Source organism: Sneathiella sp. (assembly GCF_041689005.1).
Lineage (GTDB): Bacteria > Pseudomonadota > Alphaproteobacteria > Sneathiellales > Sneathiellaceae > Sneathiella.
In genome coordinates this window covers 1-19,283 of record NZ_JBDNHC010000054.1, presented here as the reverse complement: position 1 = coordinate 19,283, position 19,283 = coordinate 1, and the positions used below count along the sequence as shown (strand labels likewise).

The 19,283-nt window shown below is 56.4% G+C and carries 17 protein-coding genes; 5 read left to right on the top strand and 12 right to left on the bottom strand.

The genetic code is table 11. From position 1 onward, the window contains the following. Window positions 1-36: 36 nt before the first annotated feature. The gene (locus ACESNI_RS06315) at window positions 37-1,467 is read right to left on the bottom strand and encodes a VWA domain-containing protein (protein ID WP_373085675.1); all 1,431 of its coding nucleotides are present in this window, start codon (window positions 1,465-1,467) and stop codon (window positions 37-39) included. Then, complete coding sequence (locus ACESNI_RS06310) at window positions 1,467-2,414, bottom strand: AAA family ATPase (protein WP_373085674.1); 948 nt, start codon at window positions 2,412-2,414, stop codon at window positions 1,467-1,469. The genes ACESNI_RS06315 and ACESNI_RS06310 overlap by 1 nt, the downstream gene beginning before the upstream one ends. A gap of 218 nt (window positions 2,415-2,632) precedes the next feature. Here ACESNI_RS06310 and alaS point away from each other — a divergent pair, with 218 nt between their 5' ends. Both alaS and htpX read left to right on the top strand, forming a co-directional pair. Then, the gene (alaS, locus tag ACESNI_RS06305; protein WP_373085673.1) at window positions 2,633-5,290 is read left to right on the top strand and encodes an alanine--tRNA ligase; all 2,658 of its coding nucleotides are present in this window, start codon (window positions 2,633-2,635) and stop codon (window positions 5,288-5,290) included. A 111-nt stretch (window positions 5,291-5,401) separates the two neighbouring features. After that, window positions 5,402-6,367, top strand: a complete 966-nt coding sequence (gene htpX / locus ACESNI_RS06300) for a zinc metalloprotease HtpX (RefSeq protein WP_373085672.1) — start codon at window positions 5,402-5,404, stop codon at window positions 6,365-6,367. Window positions 6,368-6,377: 10 nt separating this feature from the next. On the opposite strand, the gene ACESNI_RS06295 is transcribed toward htpX, so the two are convergent. Then, entirely contained in the window at window positions 6,378-7,010 is a 633-nt protein-coding gene (locus tag ACESNI_RS06295) for a TetR/AcrR family transcriptional regulator (RefSeq protein WP_373085671.1), read from the bottom strand. A gap of 131 nt (window positions 7,011-7,141) precedes the next feature. Here ACESNI_RS06295 and ACESNI_RS06290 point away from each other — a divergent pair, with 131 nt between their 5' ends. Genes ACESNI_RS06290 through ACESNI_RS06280 form a run of 3 tightly spaced genes read left to right on the top strand, consistent with a single transcriptional unit; the run spans window position 7,142 to window position 12,178 of the window. Continuing rightward, window positions 7,142-9,004 carry an AMP-binding protein gene (locus tag ACESNI_RS06290; RefSeq protein WP_373085670.1) on the top strand — a complete coding sequence of 621 codons (1,863 nt, stop codon included), beginning with the start codon at window positions 7,142-7,144 and terminating at the stop codon, window positions 9,002-9,004. A 12-nt stretch (window positions 9,005-9,016) separates the two neighbouring features. Continuing rightward, window positions 9,017-10,051, top strand: a complete 1,035-nt coding sequence (locus tag ACESNI_RS06285) for an NADP-dependent oxidoreductase (RefSeq protein WP_373085669.1) — start codon at window positions 9,017-9,019, stop codon at window positions 10,049-10,051. Between the two features lie 42 nt (window positions 10,052-10,093). Next, entirely contained in the window at window positions 10,094-12,178 is a 2,085-nt protein-coding gene (locus ACESNI_RS06280) for a 3-hydroxyacyl-CoA dehydrogenase NAD-binding domain-containing protein (protein WP_373085668.1), read from the top strand. Between the two features lie 32 nt (window positions 12,179-12,210). Here the strand turns inward: ACESNI_RS06280 and ACESNI_RS06275 are convergent, their stop codons facing one another. The 9 genes from ACESNI_RS06275 to ACESNI_RS06235 all read right to left on the bottom strand — a co-directional run bounded on the left by ACESNI_RS06275 (window position 12,211) and on the right by ACESNI_RS06235 (window position 19,099). Next, window positions 12,211-13,680, bottom strand: coding sequence for a DHA2 family efflux MFS transporter permease subunit (locus ACESNI_RS06275; RefSeq protein WP_373085667.1), 1,470 nt, complete (start codon window positions 13,678-13,680; stop codon window positions 12,211-12,213). 4 nt (window positions 13,681-13,684) lie between these two features. After that, the gene (locus ACESNI_RS06270; RefSeq protein ID WP_373085666.1) at window positions 13,685-14,809 is read right to left on the bottom strand and encodes a CaiB/BaiF CoA transferase family protein; all 1,125 of its coding nucleotides are present in this window, start codon (window positions 14,807-14,809) and stop codon (window positions 13,685-13,687) included. A gap of 89 nt (window positions 14,810-14,898) precedes the next feature. Beyond that, the gene (gene recQ / locus ACESNI_RS06265; RefSeq protein WP_373085665.1) at window positions 14,899-16,704 is read right to left on the bottom strand and encodes a DNA helicase RecQ; all 1,806 of its coding nucleotides are present in this window, start codon (window positions 16,702-16,704) and stop codon (window positions 14,899-14,901) included. 58 nt (window positions 16,705-16,762) lie between these two features. After that, window positions 16,763-17,053 (bottom strand): transposase, encoded by a 291-nt coding sequence (locus ACESNI_RS06260; RefSeq protein WP_373085664.1) that lies wholly within the window; start codon window positions 17,051-17,053, stop codon window positions 16,763-16,765. Between the two features lie 28 nt (window positions 17,054-17,081). Continuing rightward, window positions 17,082-17,411, bottom strand: coding sequence for a RebB family R body protein (locus ACESNI_RS06255; protein ID WP_373085663.1), 330 nt, complete (start codon window positions 17,409-17,411; stop codon window positions 17,082-17,084). Between the two features lie 56 nt (window positions 17,412-17,467). Beyond that, window positions 17,468-17,851, bottom strand: a complete 384-nt coding sequence (locus tag ACESNI_RS06250; protein ID WP_373085662.1) for a RebB family R body protein — start codon at window positions 17,849-17,851, stop codon at window positions 17,468-17,470. Window positions 17,852-17,976: 125 nt separating this feature from the next. After that, window positions 17,977-18,333, bottom strand: a complete 357-nt coding sequence (locus tag ACESNI_RS06245; protein ID WP_373085661.1) for a RebB family R body protein — start codon at window positions 18,331-18,333, stop codon at window positions 17,977-17,979. A gap of 40 nt (window positions 18,334-18,373) precedes the next feature. Beyond that, window positions 18,374-18,694 (bottom strand): RebB family R body protein, encoded by a 321-nt coding sequence (locus ACESNI_RS06240; RefSeq protein ID WP_373085660.1) that lies wholly within the window; start codon window positions 18,692-18,694, stop codon window positions 18,374-18,376. Window positions 18,695-18,733: 39 nt separating this feature from the next. Beyond that, window positions 18,734-19,099 (bottom strand): RebB family R body protein, encoded by a 366-nt coding sequence (locus tag ACESNI_RS06235; protein WP_373085659.1) that lies wholly within the window; start codon window positions 19,097-19,099, stop codon window positions 18,734-18,736. Window positions 19,100-19,283 lie beyond the last annotated feature (184 nt).

The window sequence follows — 19,283 nt, the reverse complement described above, 5'->3', positions numbered from 1 at the left end:
GGGCCTTGGTAAATAAAAATATGAACGAATTATGCTTCACGAGCTTTTAAGCAAATCACGGATAATCAGTTCGAGCTTGGCAAGGGAGTTACAGGTTTCGGCCGTGGTACAATAAGGCGCGATACGCGGCATCTCGGAATCGCCCGATCCCCAAACGGATTTACGCTCCGGATTGAGCCAGATCACGCGCTTGGCCCGAAGCTTGATTTCCTTCAGGATATCGACGCGCGGGTCCGAGCCGTTCGAGCGACCGTCGCCAAGAAAAATGACTGTCGTCCTGTTGTCAATCTCGTCGAAAACCAGCTCCTTAAAGTCCTCAAGTGATCGCCCGTAATCGGTAGAGCGGCCGCCGAAGCGGTCGATGGCCATGGGGACGGCTTCTTCGGGTCCGTATTTATCGAATAGATCCGTCACCTCGCCGAGGGTGCCGGAAAAGGCGAAGGAGCGCACCTTTGGCAATACCTCGTTCAGGCTATAAAGGAACAGGAGCAGGAACCGGGCGACCGTGGCGACGGAGCCCGAAACATCGCAGACAGCCAATACTTTCGGGCGGTCCTTGTGTTTTTGTTTCCAGTGGGTTTCAAACAAAATTCCATCATAGGCAACATTGCGACGCATCGTCTTGCGAATGTCGAGATGACCGCGATTTCTGACCTTTCGTGTTCGGGAGTTCAGGTCGGTGAGGCGCTTCGCCATGCGCCGGACAATGTTGCGCATATGCTTAAAATCGCGATTCTCGATGTTGGAAAGGCGGACCTTTTTCAGGATGTCCTGCCGGAATTGCTTGGCTTTTCCGCTGCTGGTCAGGGCGAGTTGCCGCTCGACCAGATCGCGCACCGTATCAAACAGGTTTTCAACCCGGGCGGACAGATTTTCGGCGCCCGCGTTATTACCGGCCCTCTCGCGGGCGGTAATTTCACGGTTCACCTGGTCCAGCCCCATTTGCTCCATGATCCGCCGGGTAAACAGCCCGCGCTGGGTCATCAGCACGATGCCGCTCAGGTTAACGGCGTTCGCCGCCCGGGCCATCGCCATGGTCAGGGCCGTCCTGTCGTTCTGCTCCAGCATCTCAGTCAGGGTGGCATCGGGCGCGGGGATGGCCTCGCCGCTGCTTTGCCCGCCAGCACCATTGCCTGCGCCGTTGTTCGGGCTGTCCGACTGATTGTCATTGGCACCACCGGCCGCCGTATTGTCCGGTGGGGTGGCGTCTTCAGCCTCAGATTCTGCATCTGTTTCATCGGCCTTGAAGCCAAGGTTATAGCTAAAAAATTCATCGAAACAGCGTTCAAAAGTATCATGCTCCTCGATCGTTTTCGCCATCACCTGGGCGAGTGCCATTTTCAATAGGCCGCGATCCTCATAGCCGAAAAGCTGGATAGTTTCCGCGGCGTCAAGGCTTTCGCTGATCGACACCGAGACATCCGCGTACCGGAGCATTTCGACAAAATCTGCAAGCGGTTTGTTCATCAGCGGAATTCTTTTTGTGCCACCGCGATGAACTTAGGAACTTCGCTGCTCATATTGTCAATGTCTTCCTCGAATTTGAGCAACATATTAAGAGTGTTGCGCACCAGATCAACCTCCAGCTTATCCGCATGCAGCAGCAGCAGGGTGCGCGCCCAATCGATGGTTTCACTCACCGCGGGAAGTTTTTTAAGATCCTGTGTCCGGAGTTGCTGGACGAAGGAGACGAGCTGGTTACGGAGGTTTTCCTCTAGTTCCGGCACCCGCGTCTGGATGATCCGCCGTTCAAGTGCCGCATCGGGGAAGGGGATGTACAGATGCAGGCAGCGGCGTTTCAGCGCGTCACTCATTTCGCGGGTGTTGTTGCTGGTGAGGAAAACAAGCGGCTTGGTTTTCGCCTTGATGGTGCCGATTTCCGGCACTGAAATCTGGTAATCGGACAGGATTTCAAGCAAATAAGCCTCAAATTCATGGTCCGACTTGTCGATCTCGTCGATCAGCAGGACGGTCTTTTCTTCCGCCCAGAGCGCCTGCAGCAGCGGGCGCGCCTCAAGGAATTTTTCCGAATAGAAGTTATCGCCGAACTGGTGGAGCTTTTCCATCGATTCTTCGAGCCCGACCGCATCCTCCAGCAGATCACCGAGTTTTTCCTTCAGGATCTGGGTGTAAAGAAGCTGCTTGCCGTATTTCCATTCATACAGTGCCTTGGACTCGTCCAATCCCTCATAGCATTGCAGGCGGATCAGGGGCGCCCCCAGAATCTCGGCGGCGGCTTTCGCAAGTTCCGTCTTGCCGACACCGGGTGGCCCTTCGACCAGAATCGGCTTGTCGAGTTTTTGCGACAGGTAAATTGAGGTGGCGATATGACGGTCACAGATGTATCCGGCGGTTTCAAATCCAGCCTTGATGGCGTCGATGGCGGCAATGGGCTCTTTGTCAATAATGATCACGTATCGGTTCCGTTTTCTTAATCGATGTGGAAATTTACTTTCCATGTTATTATTTATTCTACAGATCGTGTCCGCTGATATTCCATAACAGGCTTAACCGGGCTTTGCCAGTGCTAACCAACTGGACAGGGTTCCCCGGGCACGGTAAAAAGCGGGCCTGATTTTTTAAAACCGGATCGTATGATGAAATCTGCTGCACAGGTGACGGAGCTGTCTTAATGAGTACAACAAAAGAAATTCGCAGTTCCTTCCTCGATTATTTTACCGAGAACGGCCATGAGAAGGTCGAGAGTTCACCGCTGGTACCGCGGAACGATCCGACGTTGCTGTTCACCAACGCGGGCATGGTTCAGTTCAAGAATGTCTTTACCGGTCAGGAAAAACGGCCCTATAACCGCGCGGTCACCACACAGAAATGTGTGCGCGCGGGCGGTAAGCATAACGACCTTGAAAATGTCGGTCACACAGCGCGCCATCACACCTTTTTCGAAATGCTTGGTAATTTCTCCTTCGGGGATTATTTCAAGGATGAGGCGATTGACCATGCATGGACCCTGCTGACGAAGGATTTCGGCCTGCCGAAGGATAAGTTGCTGGTCACCGTTTATCATGACGATGACGAGGCGGTCGAGCATTGGAAGAAAGTCGCGGGCCTACCGGATGACAGGATCATCCGCATTGCCACGTCAGATAATTTCTGGTCCATGGGCGAGACTGGTCCTTGCGGGCCCTGTTCGGAAATCTTCTATGATCACGGGGAGCATATTCCCGGCGGTCCTCCGGGCAGCCCGGATGAGGACGGTGACCGGTTCATTGAAATCTGGAACCTCGTCTTTATGCAGTTTGAGCAGCATGCTGATGGCCGCCGCGAGGCCCTGCCGCGCCCGTCGATCGACACGGGCATGGGACTGGAACGGCTGACCGCTGTCCTGCAGGGCAAGCATGACAACTATGATATAGACCTGATGCGTCGGATCATTGAGGCCTCGGCCCATGTGTCCAATGTCGATGCTGACGGCGAGTTCAAGGTCTCGCACCGGGTGATTGCCGATCATTTACGCTCGTCTGCTTTTCTGGTGGCCGATGGCGTGTTGCCATCGAACGAGGGGCGGGGCTACGTGTTGCGCCGGATTATGCGCCGCGCCATGCGTCATGTCCATATGATGGGTGTCAAGGACCCGATGGTCTGGAAGCTGGTGCAGACACTGGTCGAGGAGATGGGCGATGCCTTCCCTGAGCTCCACCGGGCGCAGTCATTGATCACGGAGACGCTGAAACTGGAGGAAACCCGGTTCAAGGAAACCCTCGATCGGGGGCTCAAGCTGCTTGAGGATGCGACAGAAAAACTGGAAGAGGATCAGGCCCTGCCGGGCAAGGTCGCCTTCAAGCTCTATGATACATTCGGCTTCCCGCTTGACCTGACCAAGGACATCCTGCGCGGCCAGAACCGCGATCTGGATGAGGCGGGCTTTGACACCGCAATGCAAAAACAGAAGAAGGCTGCCCGCGCCGCCTGGTCCGGCTCCGGTGAGGCCGCGACGGACCAACTCTGGTTCGACCTGCATCAGCGCGTCGGTGCAACCGAATTTCTCGGCTACCAGACCTTGCTCGCCGAAGGCAAGGTGCAGGCCATCGTCCTTGACGGTAAGGAGCGGGACAGCGCGAGTAAGGGCGACGAGATCAAAATCGTCCTCAACCAGACGTCTTTCTATGGGGAGAGCGGCGGACAGGAAGGCGATCACGGGACCCTCAGGACGCCTGATGGCTTCGCTATGGAAGTGATGGACACCCAAAAGAAGCAAGATTTGTATATCCATATTGGCCGGGTGGTCGAGGGCAGTCTGAAAACCGGAGATGTGCTGGAAACCCAAGTCAACCGCACCCGCCGCGACCGTCTGCGGGCCCATCATTCGGCCACTCATTTGCTGCATGAGGCGCTCCGCCAGAAGCTTGGTGATCACGTGACCCAGAAAGGCTCGCTGGTGGCCGAGGACCGGCTGCGCTTTGACTTCTCGCATCAGAAGGCGATGACGGAGGAGGAAATCCGTGCCGTTGAGAAGGATGTTAATAAACGTATCCGCCTTAATGCTGATGTCATTGTGCATTTAACCACGGCGAAAGAGGCTATCAAGGCAGGTGCTATGGCACTTTTCGGCGAGAAATACGGCGAGGAGGTCCGGGTCGTTTCCATGGGCGGCGCCGATGAACATAAAGGACCGGGCCGGGATTTCTCGACTGAGCTTTGCGGCGGCATCCATGTCGACCGCACGGGAGATATCGGCTTTTTGAAGATCGTCAGTGAAGGCGGGCTTGCCGCCGGGATTCGCCGGATAGAGGCGGTCGCCGGAGAGGCCGCGCTTGATTTCGTCAACGAGCGTGAGCGGCTGCTGGCCGACGCCGCGGTGAGCCTGAAAATTTCCCCGCATGAGCTGGGCCCGCGCATCCATCATCTGCTGGACGAGCGCAAAAAGCTGGAACGGGAGCTTTCCGATACCCGCAAGAAACTGGCGACGGCGGGCACCGCGAAAGCGGACAAGATCGATAAGGTCGGCGATATTGCCCTTGTCGCCCGTCTGCTCGGCGATGTGCCGCCGCGCGACTTGAAGCCGATGGCCGATGAAATCAAGAAGCAGCTCGACAGCGGCGTCATTGTCCTGATTGCCGATAATGACGGCAAGGCCTCGATCGTGGTCAGCGTCAGCAAGGATCTTTCCACCCGTTTCAGTGCGGTCGATCTGGTGCGGGCGGGGTCCGCGGCACTGGGCGGCTCCGGCGGCGGCGGCCGGCCGGATATGGCGCAGGCCGGGGGTCCCGATGCGGGCAAGGGCAAGGAAGCCATCGCCGCTATCCGGGCGATGCTCGGCGCCGCCGCCTGATTCGGGGGACAGGGGCACACCGCGAAAACATGCGATGGTGCTTGATCTTCCCCGCTTTGCCCACATATGGGATGAGCAACTATGCTGTAAGACCTTAAAAGGGCCGGTGGAATGAATTACGTCAAGACAGGCTTGTTAATTGCTGCAATAACGGCCCTGTTTATCGGGGTCGGCTTCCTGATCGGCGGGACGACGGGGATGATTATCGCCTTGGTGATCGCCGTCGGCATGAACGGCTTTGCCTACTGGAATGCCGACAAAATGGTATTGCGCATGTATGGCGCAAAGGCAGTGACAGCACGGGAGGCTCCTGACCTCGTCGCCCTGGTTGCTGACCTTGCGGGCCGCGCGAATTTGCCCATGCCCAAGGCCTATATCATGGAAAATCCGCAGCCAAACGCTTTTGCCACCGGGCGCAACCCGGAGAATGCCGCCGTTGCCGTCACCACCGGCATTCTGAAACTGCTGAGCACTGAGGAACTGGCGGGCGTTCTTGCCCATGAGCTCGCCCATATCCGCAACCGCGATACCCTAACCATGACCGTCACTGCGACGATTGCCGGGGCGATCAGCATGCTGGCCAATTTTGCGTTTTTCTTTGGTGGAAATCGCAATAATAATGGGGGCTTTATCGGCACGCTGGCGATCATGATCCTGGCGCCGCTCGGCGCGATGCTGGTGCAGATGGCGATCAGCCGGACACGGGAATATTCGGCCGATCATACGGGCGGTGAGATTTGTGGTAATCCTGACTGGCTGGCGTCGGCCTTGCAGAAGCTGGAACGCGGCGCGGCAGCGGTTGAGAATATCCCGGCCGAGAGAAACCCTGCCTCCGCCAACCTGTTTATTATCAATCCACTCCATGGCAAGGGGGCGGACAGCCTGTTTTCTACTCACCCTGCCACGGCAAACCGTATCGCGAGGCTTCGTGACCTTGCCGCCGAGATTAACTCAATGCGGACCGTTCCTCACACTCGCAGATCGGAACTGGCGGCTCATGGCACTAACTTGTCGGGATCGACCACCTACACCGCAAAGGCCCGAAATTCCGTGCGCAAAAAGGGACCGTGGGGATAACCGTCCCGGATCAGTCGAGCCCCTTCGGAGATTTAACGAGGGCGCGGGTCAGAAAGCGGCTCATATGGTTGACGAATTCCTGCCGGCTCTGGCCCTTGCGATAGGCAAACGGCGCGGAGGACTGGATCAGTCCAAGCATGGCATGGCCGATCAGTTCCGGATCGATATCGTCATAAAGTTCTCCCGTTCCGTAGGCGGCTTTCAACCGGACAATGAAACCCGCTGCGAACCGGTCACGGACTTCCCTTGAGGTGGAATCTGTGGGGTCAAACAGCTTGGTATCAACAAGAGCGGATCGGAGAAGGCCCGGATTCTGCTCGGCAAATTCCTGAATGGCGGTCAATCTGTAGCGGATATATTCCTCGAATGTGTCGACTTGCGGCGTCCGTGAATCCACGAAGGAGTAAAGATCCTCCTGCGCGCTGCTGGCGAACGCCAGAAAAATCTCTCGTTTATCGGTAAAATGGCTATAAAAGGTGCCATGGGCAACATCCGCCGCCCGGGCAATGTCTTGCGGCCGTGTTTCGTGATATCCCTTTGTGACAAATAGATGGCGCGCGGCATCGAGCAATCGCTGACGCTTTTCCTCTTTCCCTTTGCTGGCACGATCCGTTGCCACGACGACGTGAGTCGTTTCTGTCATACGCATTGTCCCTTTTTTATTCTTTTTTGTGGCTTCTCTGGCAATTGTAGCGACAATTTGGCAATATCCCGGCACACTACCAGTCGGCCGATAAAAATAGAATAAAAAAATCATGGGAGTTTGTTGCCTGCATGTCCTCAGGAATACCTTTCAGACAGTTAATCCGGCCCAAACCGGAGATAACCGTTCAACAGAATGACGACGGAACCAGTCGCATCAAAAGCCGAATAGAGCTTGGAAATATTGAAACAAATATCGGCGCCTACTGGCGGCGGGCCGCGAGTGCATACCCGGAAAGGGCGTTTTTGGTGAAATGCGGCCCTGACGAAATCTGGCCGGAACTGACCTACCGGAACGCCCGGATACAGGTGGATCAGATCAGCAGTTTTTTGCTGCGGCGGGGATACGGGCCGGATAAACCGGTCATGATTCTCTCCGGTAACAGCTTCGCCCATGCCCTTCTGACCATGGGGGCAATCCAGGTCGGGGTGCCGGTGATACCGGTCTCGCCATCCTATTCCCTGTCGGGGTCAGATTTTTCCCGTCTCAAGTATGCCCTTGACCTGACTGAACCCGCCCTGATCTTTGCTGAAAATGGTGATATATATTCAGATGCCCTTGCGCTTGCGGCCGGAAAATCAGTAGAAATCGTGACCGTAACGGGCGAATCGCACGGCGGCCAGCGGTTTGATGCTTTGCTTGAGTCTGTGGATGCGCCGTTGGTCGAGGCTGCCTTTGCAGCAGTGACCAGCGATACGCTTGCCAAGATTTTGTTTACATCAGGGTCGACCGGATTGCCCAAAGCTGTTCCCAATACCCAGAGGATGCTCTGTGCGGCGCAAAAGACGTTGGAGTTGATATCAGAGGAACGGAACGTGGAAACGGACCCCGTCCGCGTGCTTGACTGGCTTCCCTGGCACCATACCTATGGCGGCAATGTCAATTTCTTTGGCATCGTCCGGGGCGCGGGAACGCTCTATATGGATGACGGCAAACCGGCGCCCGGGTTATTTCACCGGACACTGGCGAATTTAAAGCGGGTATCGCCAACACGCTTCAGTAGTGTGCCTGCCGCCTACAGCTTTCTCGCCGACGAGCTTGAACAGGATGAAGAACTCGCCGTCGCCTTTTTCAAAAACCTGTCGATCTGCCAGTATGGCGGCGCGGCAATGTCCCAAGAGATATTTGAGCGGATGCAGGTTCTTGCGATCAAATACACTGGCCTTCGCATTCCCTTTGGCACCGGCTGGGGTGCGACGGAGACGACCGGTACCGGTGCGGCGGTCTACTGGGAAACGGAAAAGGTGGGCATGATCGGCGTCCCGACCCCCGGCATTGAGATCAAGGTGATCCCCGTTGGTGACAAGCTGGAAATCCGGATGAAGGGCCCGAATGTTCACACAGGATATTACAAACGTCCGGATCTGACCGCTACGCATTTTGACGACGAAGGATATTACTGCATCGGCGATGCGGTGAAATGGGAAGACCCGTCGCGGCGGGAAGCCGGCATGATTTTTGACGGCCGGGTCGCCGAGGACTTCAAACTTGCCAATGGGACATGGGTGAATACGGGCTCGTTACGCCTGGCCTTGATTGATGCGCTTGACCCGATTGCCCGGGACGTGGTGATCGCCGGTCATGATCGCGACGAGCTTGGTATTCTCATCGTGTTATCGGAAACGACGCTGAATAATCTGATGTCGGACTCAGCGGCGGTGTCTGAGGACGGCAAGATCATTGTCGCTTCTGACCTCATGAAAGCTGTTCATCAGAAACTTGTGCGCTATAATCAGGAAAACCCGGCCCCAAGCCGGTATATCGCGGCGGCGCTGATCCTGGCCGAACCGCTGTCGGCAGAGAAAAACGAGATAACCGACAAACAGTATATCAATCAGGGAGCAGTCCTTGCCAACCGTGCCGATATCGCCGACTGCCTATTTGCACGGAATGGTAATAGAGATGTTTTAGTTTTAATCAAAGCAAATGCTTGAGAGGTTTTCCTTATGTCGAAAATGAATAAACAGATCGTTCTTAAATCCCGCCCCGAGGGGGAACCGACGGAGGATAATTTTGGCGTCGTCGAAACCCCGATCCCGACGCCGGGGGATGGTCAGATTTTGGTCAAGGTCATCTATATGTCCCTCGATCCCTATATGCGCGGGCGGATGAGCGCGGCCAAAAGCTATTCCGCCAGCGCCGAAATCGACAAACCCATGCTCGGCGGCGGTGTCGGGGTGGTCGAACAATCAAATAATAATAATTTCGCCGTGGGCGACTATGTGGTCTGCGCGACCGGCTGGCAAAGCTACTGCCTGTCCGATGGCACAGGGGTCCTTAAAATCGATCCGGACAATGCACCGATCTCAACCGGCGTCGGTGTCCTCGGTATGCCGGGCCTGACCGCCTATTACGGGTTGCTGAAGATTGGGCAACCGAAAGCGGGAGAAACGGTGGTCGTTGCCGCTGCCTCTGGCGCGGTTGGCAGCGTTGTCGGACAGATTGCCAAGATCAAGGGCTGCCGTGCGGTCGGGATCGCCGGCTCGGCTGAGAAATGCGCCTTTGTCGTGGACGAACTTGGCTTCGATGCCTGCCTCAACTACAAGGCCCCGGATTTCAAGGAAGAACTCGCCGCGGCCTGTCCGGATGGCATCGATGTCTATTTCGAGAACGTTGGCGGTGATGTGTTCGAGGCGGTGCTGCCATTGTTCAACGATGATGCCCGCGTACCGCTCTGCGGCCTGATTTCGCAGTATAACGCGACGGAATTACCGACCGGCACCAACATGCTGCCCGCCCTGATGCGCGACATGCTGACGAAACGCATTTTAATTCAAGGCTTTATCATCTCCTTTCATTTTGATCTTCTGCCGCAGTTCCTGAAGGATGTCGGTGGTTGGATCACCAGTGGCGAGCTTAAATACCGCGAGGATATCGTCGAAGGGATTGAAAACGCCCCGGAGGCCTTCATGGGCCTGCTGAAAGGCAAAAATTTTGGCAAACTCCTCGTACGGGTTGCCGAAGACCCGACAAGAAACTAAACAGTCAGGCAGATAATAACCGGAACGGAAGGACTAAAAAATATGGCTGCTATTAATGATTTTGTCAGTTACGAGACACAGGGGACTGTCGGTATCGTGACCATCAATAATCCCCCGGTTAATGCCTTGAGCCAGGCTGTGCGCGCCGGGATCAAGGGCGGGATTGCGGCGGCCGTCGCCGACGATTCCGTGACGGCAGTGGTTCTCGCCTGCGCCGGACGGACCTTCATAGCTGGGGCGGATATCACCGAGTTCGGTAAGCCGCCGCTGGATCCCGCGTTGCAGGATGTCATCCCGATCATCGAGGCCTCCAGCAAACCGGTAGTTGCCGCCATTCATGGCACCGCGCTCGGCGGCGGTCTTGAAACCGCTCTCGGCTGTCATTACCGTGTGGCCAATCCGGGCGCCAGGCTCGGCCTTCCCGAAGTCAAGCTCGGCATTTTGCCGGGTGCCGGTGGAACCCAGCGGCTACCGCGGGTCGTCGGGGTGCCGATGGCGCTTGAAATGATCACGTCGGGAAACCCGATCGGCGCGAAAAAGGCACTGAGTGTGGGCCTCGTAGACAAGATCATCGAGACGGACCTGACTGAGGGCGCAATTGCCTTCGCCAAGCAGATTGTCGAGGAAGGCCGTCCGCTGGTCAAGATCAGCGAGCAGAACGGCAAATTGGAAGAGGCGCGGAAGAACCCGTCGTTGTTTGATGATTTCCGCAAATCTATTGCCCGCAAGGCCCGCAATTTTGAAGCTCCGGAAAACTGCATAAAGGCGGTTCAGGCATCGGTCGAACTTCCCTTTGCCGAGGGGATCAAGCGCGAACGGGAATTATTTATGGAACTCATGGTCGGGGAACAGGCCAAGGCACAGCAGTATTTCTTCTTCTCCGAACGGCTCGCCAATAAAATACCGGATGTGCCGAAAGACACCCCGCTGATCGATATCAAATCAGCCGGAATTGTTGGCGCGGGCACTATGGGGGGTGGCATCGCCATGAACTTCCTGCAGGCCGGCATTCCAGTCACCATTGTTGAAACCAGTCAGGAAGCGCTTGATAAAGGCATCGGCATTATCAAGAAGAACTATGCGGCCACGGTTTCCAAGGGTCGGCTTAGCCAGGAGGCGATGGATAAAAACATGTCGCTTTTGAGTGGGAGCACCGAGCTTGAAGACCTGAAGGATGTCGATATCGTTATCGAGGCGATTTTTGAGAATATGGAGGTCAAGAAGGAGATTTTCGGCAAGCTCGACAAGATCTGCAAACCAGGATCTATTCTGGCAACGAACACCTCAACCCTCGATATCAACGAGATCGGCGCGGCGACCTCTCGGCCCGAATATGTTATCGGCCTGCATTTCTTCAGCCCGGCCAATGTTATGAAGCTGCTGGAAGAGGTAAGAACAGACAAGACCAGCGCTACCGTCATGGCGACCTGTATGGCGCTTGCCAAGAAAATCGGCAAGGTCCCGGCAATGGTCGGGGTTTGCGAGGGTTTCGTTGGCAACCGGATGCTGGCCAAGCGCGGCGAGCAGGCGGGTCAGCTCATTCTGGAGGGCGCGAAGGTTGAGGATGTTGATCGCGTGCTTTATGATTTCGGCTTCCCCATGGGCCCCTTTGCCATGTCCGATCTTGCTGGCAATGATGTCGGCTGGCGCATTCGGCAGGGAAAAGGCGTCACCAGCCCGGTCGCCGATGCCATCTGCGAGCTTGGCCGCTTTGGCCAGAAGACCGGCGATGGCTATTACCATTATGCCAAGGGTAGCCGCACACCCGAGCCGGACCCGATTGTCGAGGATATTATCGTTAAGGCCGCCCGCGATGCCGGGATCAATCGCCGTCAGGTTTCCGATGAGGAAATCCTCAAGCGTTGTATTTACCCGATGATTAACGAGGCGGCTAAGATCCTTGAGGAAGGCATCGCCACCCGCGCCAGCGACATTGATGTCATCTGGGTTTACGGCTATGGCTGGCCCGTCTATCGCGGTGGCCCGATGCGCTATGCGGATCATATCGGGCTCAAGAATATCTATGACGATATGCTGAAGTTCAAGGCGGAACACGGGGATAATTGGACCCCGGCGCCGCTGCTTGAAAAACTGGCGAAGGAAGGTAAGGGGTTCAAGGACCTCTAGAAATTTCCGCTCTCGGTCAGGAAAGCCCCGTCTTATTGATGGGGTTTTTTTGTGTGCGTATGGTAAATAATATAGGAAACTGGGATCAGGGCGAGCGCGAAGAACAGGCAGGCGATTAGGAAGCAATCCTGGAAAGTCTGGACAAGGGCCTGCACAGTCTCTTCGCTGGTGAGCACGGACCTGTGGGTTTCCTCCATGATCACCTGACGATAATGGGCGGTATGGGCAGTGATCAGAACGGCAATGACATTGACCCCGGTGGTGCCGCCCAGCATCCGGCAGAAATTGAGCGCACCGGAGGCCTGCGGCACCTGCTCGGGCCGCATGCTGGAAAGCGACAGGGTGTTATTTGACGGTAGAATGAGGCCGAGCGCGCCGCGGCTGACCATCAGCCATCCCGCAATAAACCAGAAGCTGCTATATTGATCGGCGTAGCTGATGGCATAGGACGCGACGATGAACAGGAGGATCCCGGCGAGTAGCAACCGATGCGCCGGCATCCTGTCCACCATCCGCCCGGAGATCGGCGAGATAAGCGCCAGCGTCAGCCCGCCCGGCAACAGCATCAACCCCGCATCCGTGGCAGTGGTAAGCTGCACCGTCCGCGCAAACAGCGGGAGCATGTAGATGCTCGAAAACATGCCGGCACTGGTAATGGCGGCAATCAGCACCGTGGAGGTGAAATACAGATTGCGGAACATGTTAAGGCGGAGCAGGGGGGCGCTGCTTTTGATCTCGCGCACTATAAACAGGGTCAACCCAATGGCGGCGGTACAAAGTAACGTGATGACCTTGATATCGCTAAAGCCATGGAACTGGCTATCTGAAAGCCCGATGAGAAAACTCGCGACCGTCATGGCGATCAAGAGAAAACTGATATAATTGAACCGGCTCGATATTTCCGCGTCCTTGGTATCGGGCAGGAACTTCCATCCAAGCACCCCGCCAAGGAAGGACAATGGCAGCGCCGCCGTAAAGGTAAAATGCCAGTCAAGAGTGTCGGTGATGATGCCGCCAATGGTCGGCCCGATGGCGGGCCCAAGCACGATCACCATGCTGAAGGTACCGAGCGCGGTCCCGCGCAGGTTCGCAGGAAATAGCCGAAAGACAAGCGCCATGGTGAGCGGCTGCAAAATCCCGGCGCCAGAGCCCTGAAGGACACGGGCAAAAATCAGCAGGTTGAAATCCGGGGCAAACTGACCGAGCATGCTGCCACTGAAAAATAATACCGTCGCCAGCAGAAAAGCTGGCCGGGCGCCGTAGTTATGCATCAACCAGGCGGAGGAGAGCATACAAACGGTGGAGGCACTAAAGTAGGCGGTCGACATCCATTGCGCAGACGCCTGGGTGATATCGTAGGCCGCCATGATATTGGTGAGCGCGACATTGATCATGGTCGAGGAGAAGATACTGGCGAGCAGTCCGATAATGACGGCGAGCACAGCGAACCATTTATAGCGCGCGCCATATTTTAGCTCGAGAGCCTCGTTGCGCGCGGTCATGTGCCTATCCTGAAAACTCGTCGCGAATTTTTTGGTTATGCTCCCCGAGCGCCGGGATGGAGTTATAGCTTTCCTTATCGCCGGTCAGCTGGACGGGAGAGGCAATCATCGTCACCGGCCCGCCGGGGCTGTCCACCGTGACGCGGGCCAGTTGCGGATGGCTTGACAGGTCGGCGACGCTGTTGAGCGCGCCAAAAGCGATCCGCCCTTCGAGCAGCCGCGCCGTCAGTTCGGCCCGCGACAGGGTGCCGAAGACCTTGTTGATTTCCTGATTGAGCGCGGGGCGATTGGCGACCCGCAGCTCGTTGGTCTGGAACCGCGGATCATCGGCGAGATCCGGCTGCTCAAGACCGAAGCGGCAGAGGTTTCGCCATTCTGTCTGGTTCTGGATCGAGATCACGACGGGGTCGCCGTCCTTGGTCTCGTAGGCTTCGTACGGCGCGATTGAGGGATGACTGAGACCGCCGCGGCCCGGCGCCTTGCCGCCATATTCCTGATGCAGGAGTGGGACCGTCATCCAGTCCGCCATCCCCGCGAACAGCGTCGATTTGACAGCGCGGCCGCGTCCCGTGCGTTCGCGCTCATACAGCGCCTCAAGAACGCCGATAAGGCCATGCATCCCGGCAGCGATATCGCAGACCGAGACGCCGACCCGGCCGGGTTCCGAGGGCGATCCGGTGATCGCAGCGAGACCCGTTTCCGACTGCACCAGCATATCGTAGGCCTTCATTTTCGCATAAGGCCCGGTTTCGCCATAACCGGATATATCAACGGTGATCAGGCGCGGGTTGTCGGCGCGTAAAGTTTCCTCATTGAGGCCATAACGGTCGGTCGTACCGGGCGCAAGATTCTGGATAAAGACGTCGGCCTTGCTGATCAGTTTTTTGAGAAATGCGAGATCGTCCGCATCCTTGATATTAAGCTGGAGCGATTCCTTGCCTCTGTTCAGCCAGACGAAATAAGTGCTCTGGCCGTTGACAACCGTATCGTAGTTCCGGGCGAAGTCGCCTTCAGGGCGTTCGATCTTGATGACCCGCGCCCCGGCGTCGGCAAGGCGGCAGGAAAGGTAGGGGGCGGCAACCGCCTGTTCGAGAGAGACGACGGTGATGCCGTCAAGAGGGCCAGTCATGACATTCTTCTTTGTTTGGATTGGTTAAGAGCATGCTTATCTATGCCTCGCAGTGCCGATTTAATCAAGAGGAGCTAATGGTAGAAAAGTCAGATTACCTGCTCATCAATGATTTTGAGAAACTGCGGGCCATATTTTTCTTTCTTGGCGGCGCCGACCCCCTGCAACTCGCCGAAGGCACTGAGCGTCTGGGGCTTTAGCTGCGCCATCTCGACCAATGTGCGGTCATGAAAAATGACGTAGGGCGGGACATTCTGCTCCTTGGCGAGCGCGAGCCGCACGGATTTGAGCAGTGTGAACAGGGCGCCCTCTTCTTTCGAGGCAAAGGCGACAGGGGAACGGGCCGGGGATTTTTCCTTGCGGCTGTTTATCGGCGCCCGTTTCAGCTTGAGCAATGTCTCACCTTTCAGCAGCGCGCGGCATGATTCATCTAGAGACAGGCCGCCATAGCCTTCACTGTCGACGTTAATCAGCCCAAGTGCCAGCAACTGGCGCAGGATCGATTGCCAGTCCGGCCGGCTGTAGGCCGTGCCCATGCCGTAGGTATTGAGACTGCCATGGCCGAACTTGTCGATTTTCTCGTTCTCGGAGCCAAGCAGGATATCAATGACGTGGCCAGCGCCGAACATCTCGCCGCTACGATAGATGCAGGAGAGCGCCATGCGCGCGGCCTCGGTTGCATCAAACTGGTCCGGCGGGGTCAGGCAGTTATCGCAGTTGCCGCAGCTTTCGGGCGGGTCTTCGCCGAAATATTTCAGTAGCATGTAACGGCGGCAAAGTGCGCTTTCACAGAACCGGAGCAATGCTTCGAGCTTGCTGTGATCGAGTTTCTGTTGTTGCTCGTTCTTGTCGGGGTTCTGCATCAGGGCTTTCAGTTTCGCCACATCCTGCAATCCATAGGCAAGCCACGCGTCGGCGGGCAGGCCGTCGCGTCCGGCACGTCCGGTTTCCTGATAATAGGCCTCCATATTCTTTGGCAAATCAAGATGGGCGACGAAACGCACATCCGGTTTGTCGATACCCATACCAAAAGCAATGGTCGCGACAATGATGACGGCATCTTCCTTCAGGAAACGTGACTGGGTCTGGCGCCGGGTGTCGGCATCGAGACCGGCATGGTAGGGCAGGGCAATGCGCCCCGTGGCGGCGAGCTTTTTGGCCACCTGCTCAACTTTCTTGCGCGACATGCAATAGACAATACCGGCGTCGCTGTCATGCTCCGCCTCGATAAAGGATTGCAGCTGCGCGACGCCGCCGGTTTTGGCGATCAGACGGTAGCAGATATTCGGGCGATCGAACCCGGCGCGGAAAATCCGGCCCGTGGTCAGGCCGAGCCGCTCGACAATATCCTTTTCTGTCGGCGCATCGGCGGTAGCAGTGAGGGCGAGGCGGGGCACATCCGGGAACTTTTCATGCAAGACACCAAGGCGGAGATATTCCGGGCGGAAATCATGCCCCCACTGTGAAACGCAATGGGCCTCGTCAATGGCAAAGAGAGAAATATCGCAGCGCGACAGCATATCAATGAAGCCGCCCGCAAACAGGCGTTCCGGCGCGATATAAAGAAGTTTCAAATCTCCCTTCAGCAACGCCTCGCGCACGGCGCTCTGCTCGTCATGGCTATGGGCGGAATTGAGGGCGCCGGCGGCAATGCCGAGTTGCTGCAGGGCCTCGACCTGGTTTTGCATAAGAGCGATAAGCGGAGAAATGATCACCGCGGTTCCCGGCAGGCACAGCGCCGGGATCTGGTAGCACAGCGATTTTCCGCCGCCCGTCGGCATCAGGACGAGGGCGTCGCCCCGGTGCAATACATGATCGATGATATCGGCCTGTTCACCGCGAAATGCCGGGTAGCCGAAGGTAGAGGAAAGAATTTCTGAAGGGTCATGCAACATACCCCTCTTTATACAGGCATCCGTTTCGGGATCAATGCCGATATCGGAAATCGGGCGGTTATTCCCGCCCGCCGGATTTGGGCCAACCGAGTTGCCTGAGCTGCTCCTTCAGCGCCTGGACTTCAAGTGCGGCCTCGGCCAGCAGATGTTTCAGGCGTGTATTCTCCTGATCAACCTGGCGGAGGCGGTTTATTTCCTCAATGCCAGTCGCCTGCGCGCGCTTGCGCCAGCGATAGAGGGTCGCCCGGGATATACGGTGTTTTTTCGTTGCCTCTTCCACCGAGAGGCCATCAGCCAGTTCCCGGAGTATCGTCATGACCTCCGCCTGTGTGTGAGTTTTGCGTTCCATGTGACCGAACGTCCTTGATTAAATGCGCTCATTGCTTGCCGATTTCATTGACCACGGCCTGAAGGGCGGCGAGATTTTCAGGGATGGCGCTGCCCGTGATCAGATCCTGTGAGGCCTTGGCCGCTGCTGCCGGATCCGTGGTCAGCAATTGTTTTGAAGCCGCAATCGTGATGGCGTTATGGATGGAGTAGCTGTGCTGCTGTTGGGCAATGACATTTTGCAGTGCCAGGCCGACGGTATGGGCCATCTGCTGGTATAAGATGCCCATGGCTTCGGCGGGGGCATCGCCAAGCACACTCAGGTTCGTCTGCGCGATTGCCCCTGTGATTTGGCTGTTTACATAAGATTCTGAAGCCATTGCGCCTCTCCTGTTTCATATCTTGGTAATCGGGTCTTGCCGGTGACGGTTAACGGTTACTTCTTGGGCGGTGTCGCCGCGGCGGGATGCGGTGCCGGGGCCGCCGCCGCCGGATGATAGGAGGTGTGCGGGTGGTAGTTCGTCGCCGGTGCGGACCGTTGCTGCGCGCTCGCCGATGACCGCGCCGCGGCCGCCGAGGTTTGCGACAGGATCGATTGCAGGTTCTGGACCAATGAGGCCAGCCCGAGGCTGTACATATTCTGCTGGTTTGCAACGGCATTCTGCATCGACTGGCCGGTAGCATGGGACGATGTCTGGTAGAGGGTTCCAAGCGATTGCGCCGGCGCGAGACCGAGGTTCATCACACTCGTCTGGGTAATGGCATCGGTAATCTGGCTGTTTACCGACCTTACATTTTCTGTGCTTTTCTGGGCTGTCATGGGCTTTTCCTGTTACATGAATGCCTGAGGTTCGAATATTGCGTGGGCATCACGCGAAAGACATTCCGATGTCACGCAATATTCGATAAAACGGCAGCTGTATCTCACTTATGAGACGACAGCGGTTAGGTGTTGAACTTGGGGCTGTTTCCGTGGGGCTCGCGGAAACTCGCTAGTACGCCTTTAAGTGACGCCATGGTTTCCGCGACCGGATTTCCGCTCAGAACTTCCTGGGTGGCCTTGCCTTCCGCAGCAGTATCGAGGGTGTAGAGAAGGCTGACCGCGCCGGTGACGACGGCCGAGTCTATCGAGTTCTTATGCTGCTGGTTGGCAACCATATTCTGCATCGACATACCAGTAGACTGTGCCATCATCTGGTATAGCATGCCCATGGATTCCGCTGGGGCATCGCCCAGCACCTTGACATTTGTCTGTGTGACAGCATCGGTAATCTGGCTGTTCATCCAAGTATTGTCCGCCATTATGTAACTCCTTTATATTTTAGATGGGATGAATTCGGATCTAGAATGCACTTGATGCGGCTTGCAGCGATGTCAGCGCCTCGGCCACGGGATTGCCGCCCAAAATCTCGGAGGTGGCCTTGGCATCGGCGGAGGTCGCCATCGCATAGAGGACATTCGTTCCCTGCGTGGTTACAGCAAGGTCGACGGAATTCGCGCCCTGCTGGTTAGAGACCGCATTCTGCATGCTCGCACCGACAACCTGGGCAAATACCTGGTAGGCATTGGCCATGGCGATCGCTGGCGCGTCCCCCAGAATGCTAACATTGGCCTGTGTGACGGAATCGGTGATCTGGGCGTTGACTGGTGTATCCCCTGGCATGGGTTATTCTCCTTTTAAAATATCAGGACTGTTTTCCTGCTATGTGGTTTGCTGTGGTGGTGTCTTCTGTTCTGACTGCGCTCTTTTTAGTTCAACAATGATAGCCTTAAGCGCGGAGACTATTTCTGCGTTCACATTCCCTGACAGGATTTCCTGAGAAGCTTTTGAATCTGAGGACGTTTCCATACTGTAAAGCATGGCAATGCCCTGGCTGACGATAGCGTTATCGATAGTGTTCATACTATGCTGGTTTGACACAGCATTCTGCATGGAGACACCGACGGCTTGTGCCATCATCTGATACGCGGTTCCCATGGACTGCGCGGCGGAACTGCCGACAACCATGAGGTTTGACTGGGTTACGGCATCGGTTATCTGGCTATTGACGGGTGTGTCGTTTGCCATGGAGGGATCCTCTGTTAGTCCTGTCATATTGAATTGAGAGAGAATTCTCTTTCAATAGGGGGAAGACGACGGCGTTCGAGAAAATGTGACGCCTGAATGAGATTTTCTTAGAATTTTTGCGAAAACTCTCATGCCGTCTTAGGTAGAATTACTCTGGCAGTGGCGGAGGGCGGGTTGTCGGCGG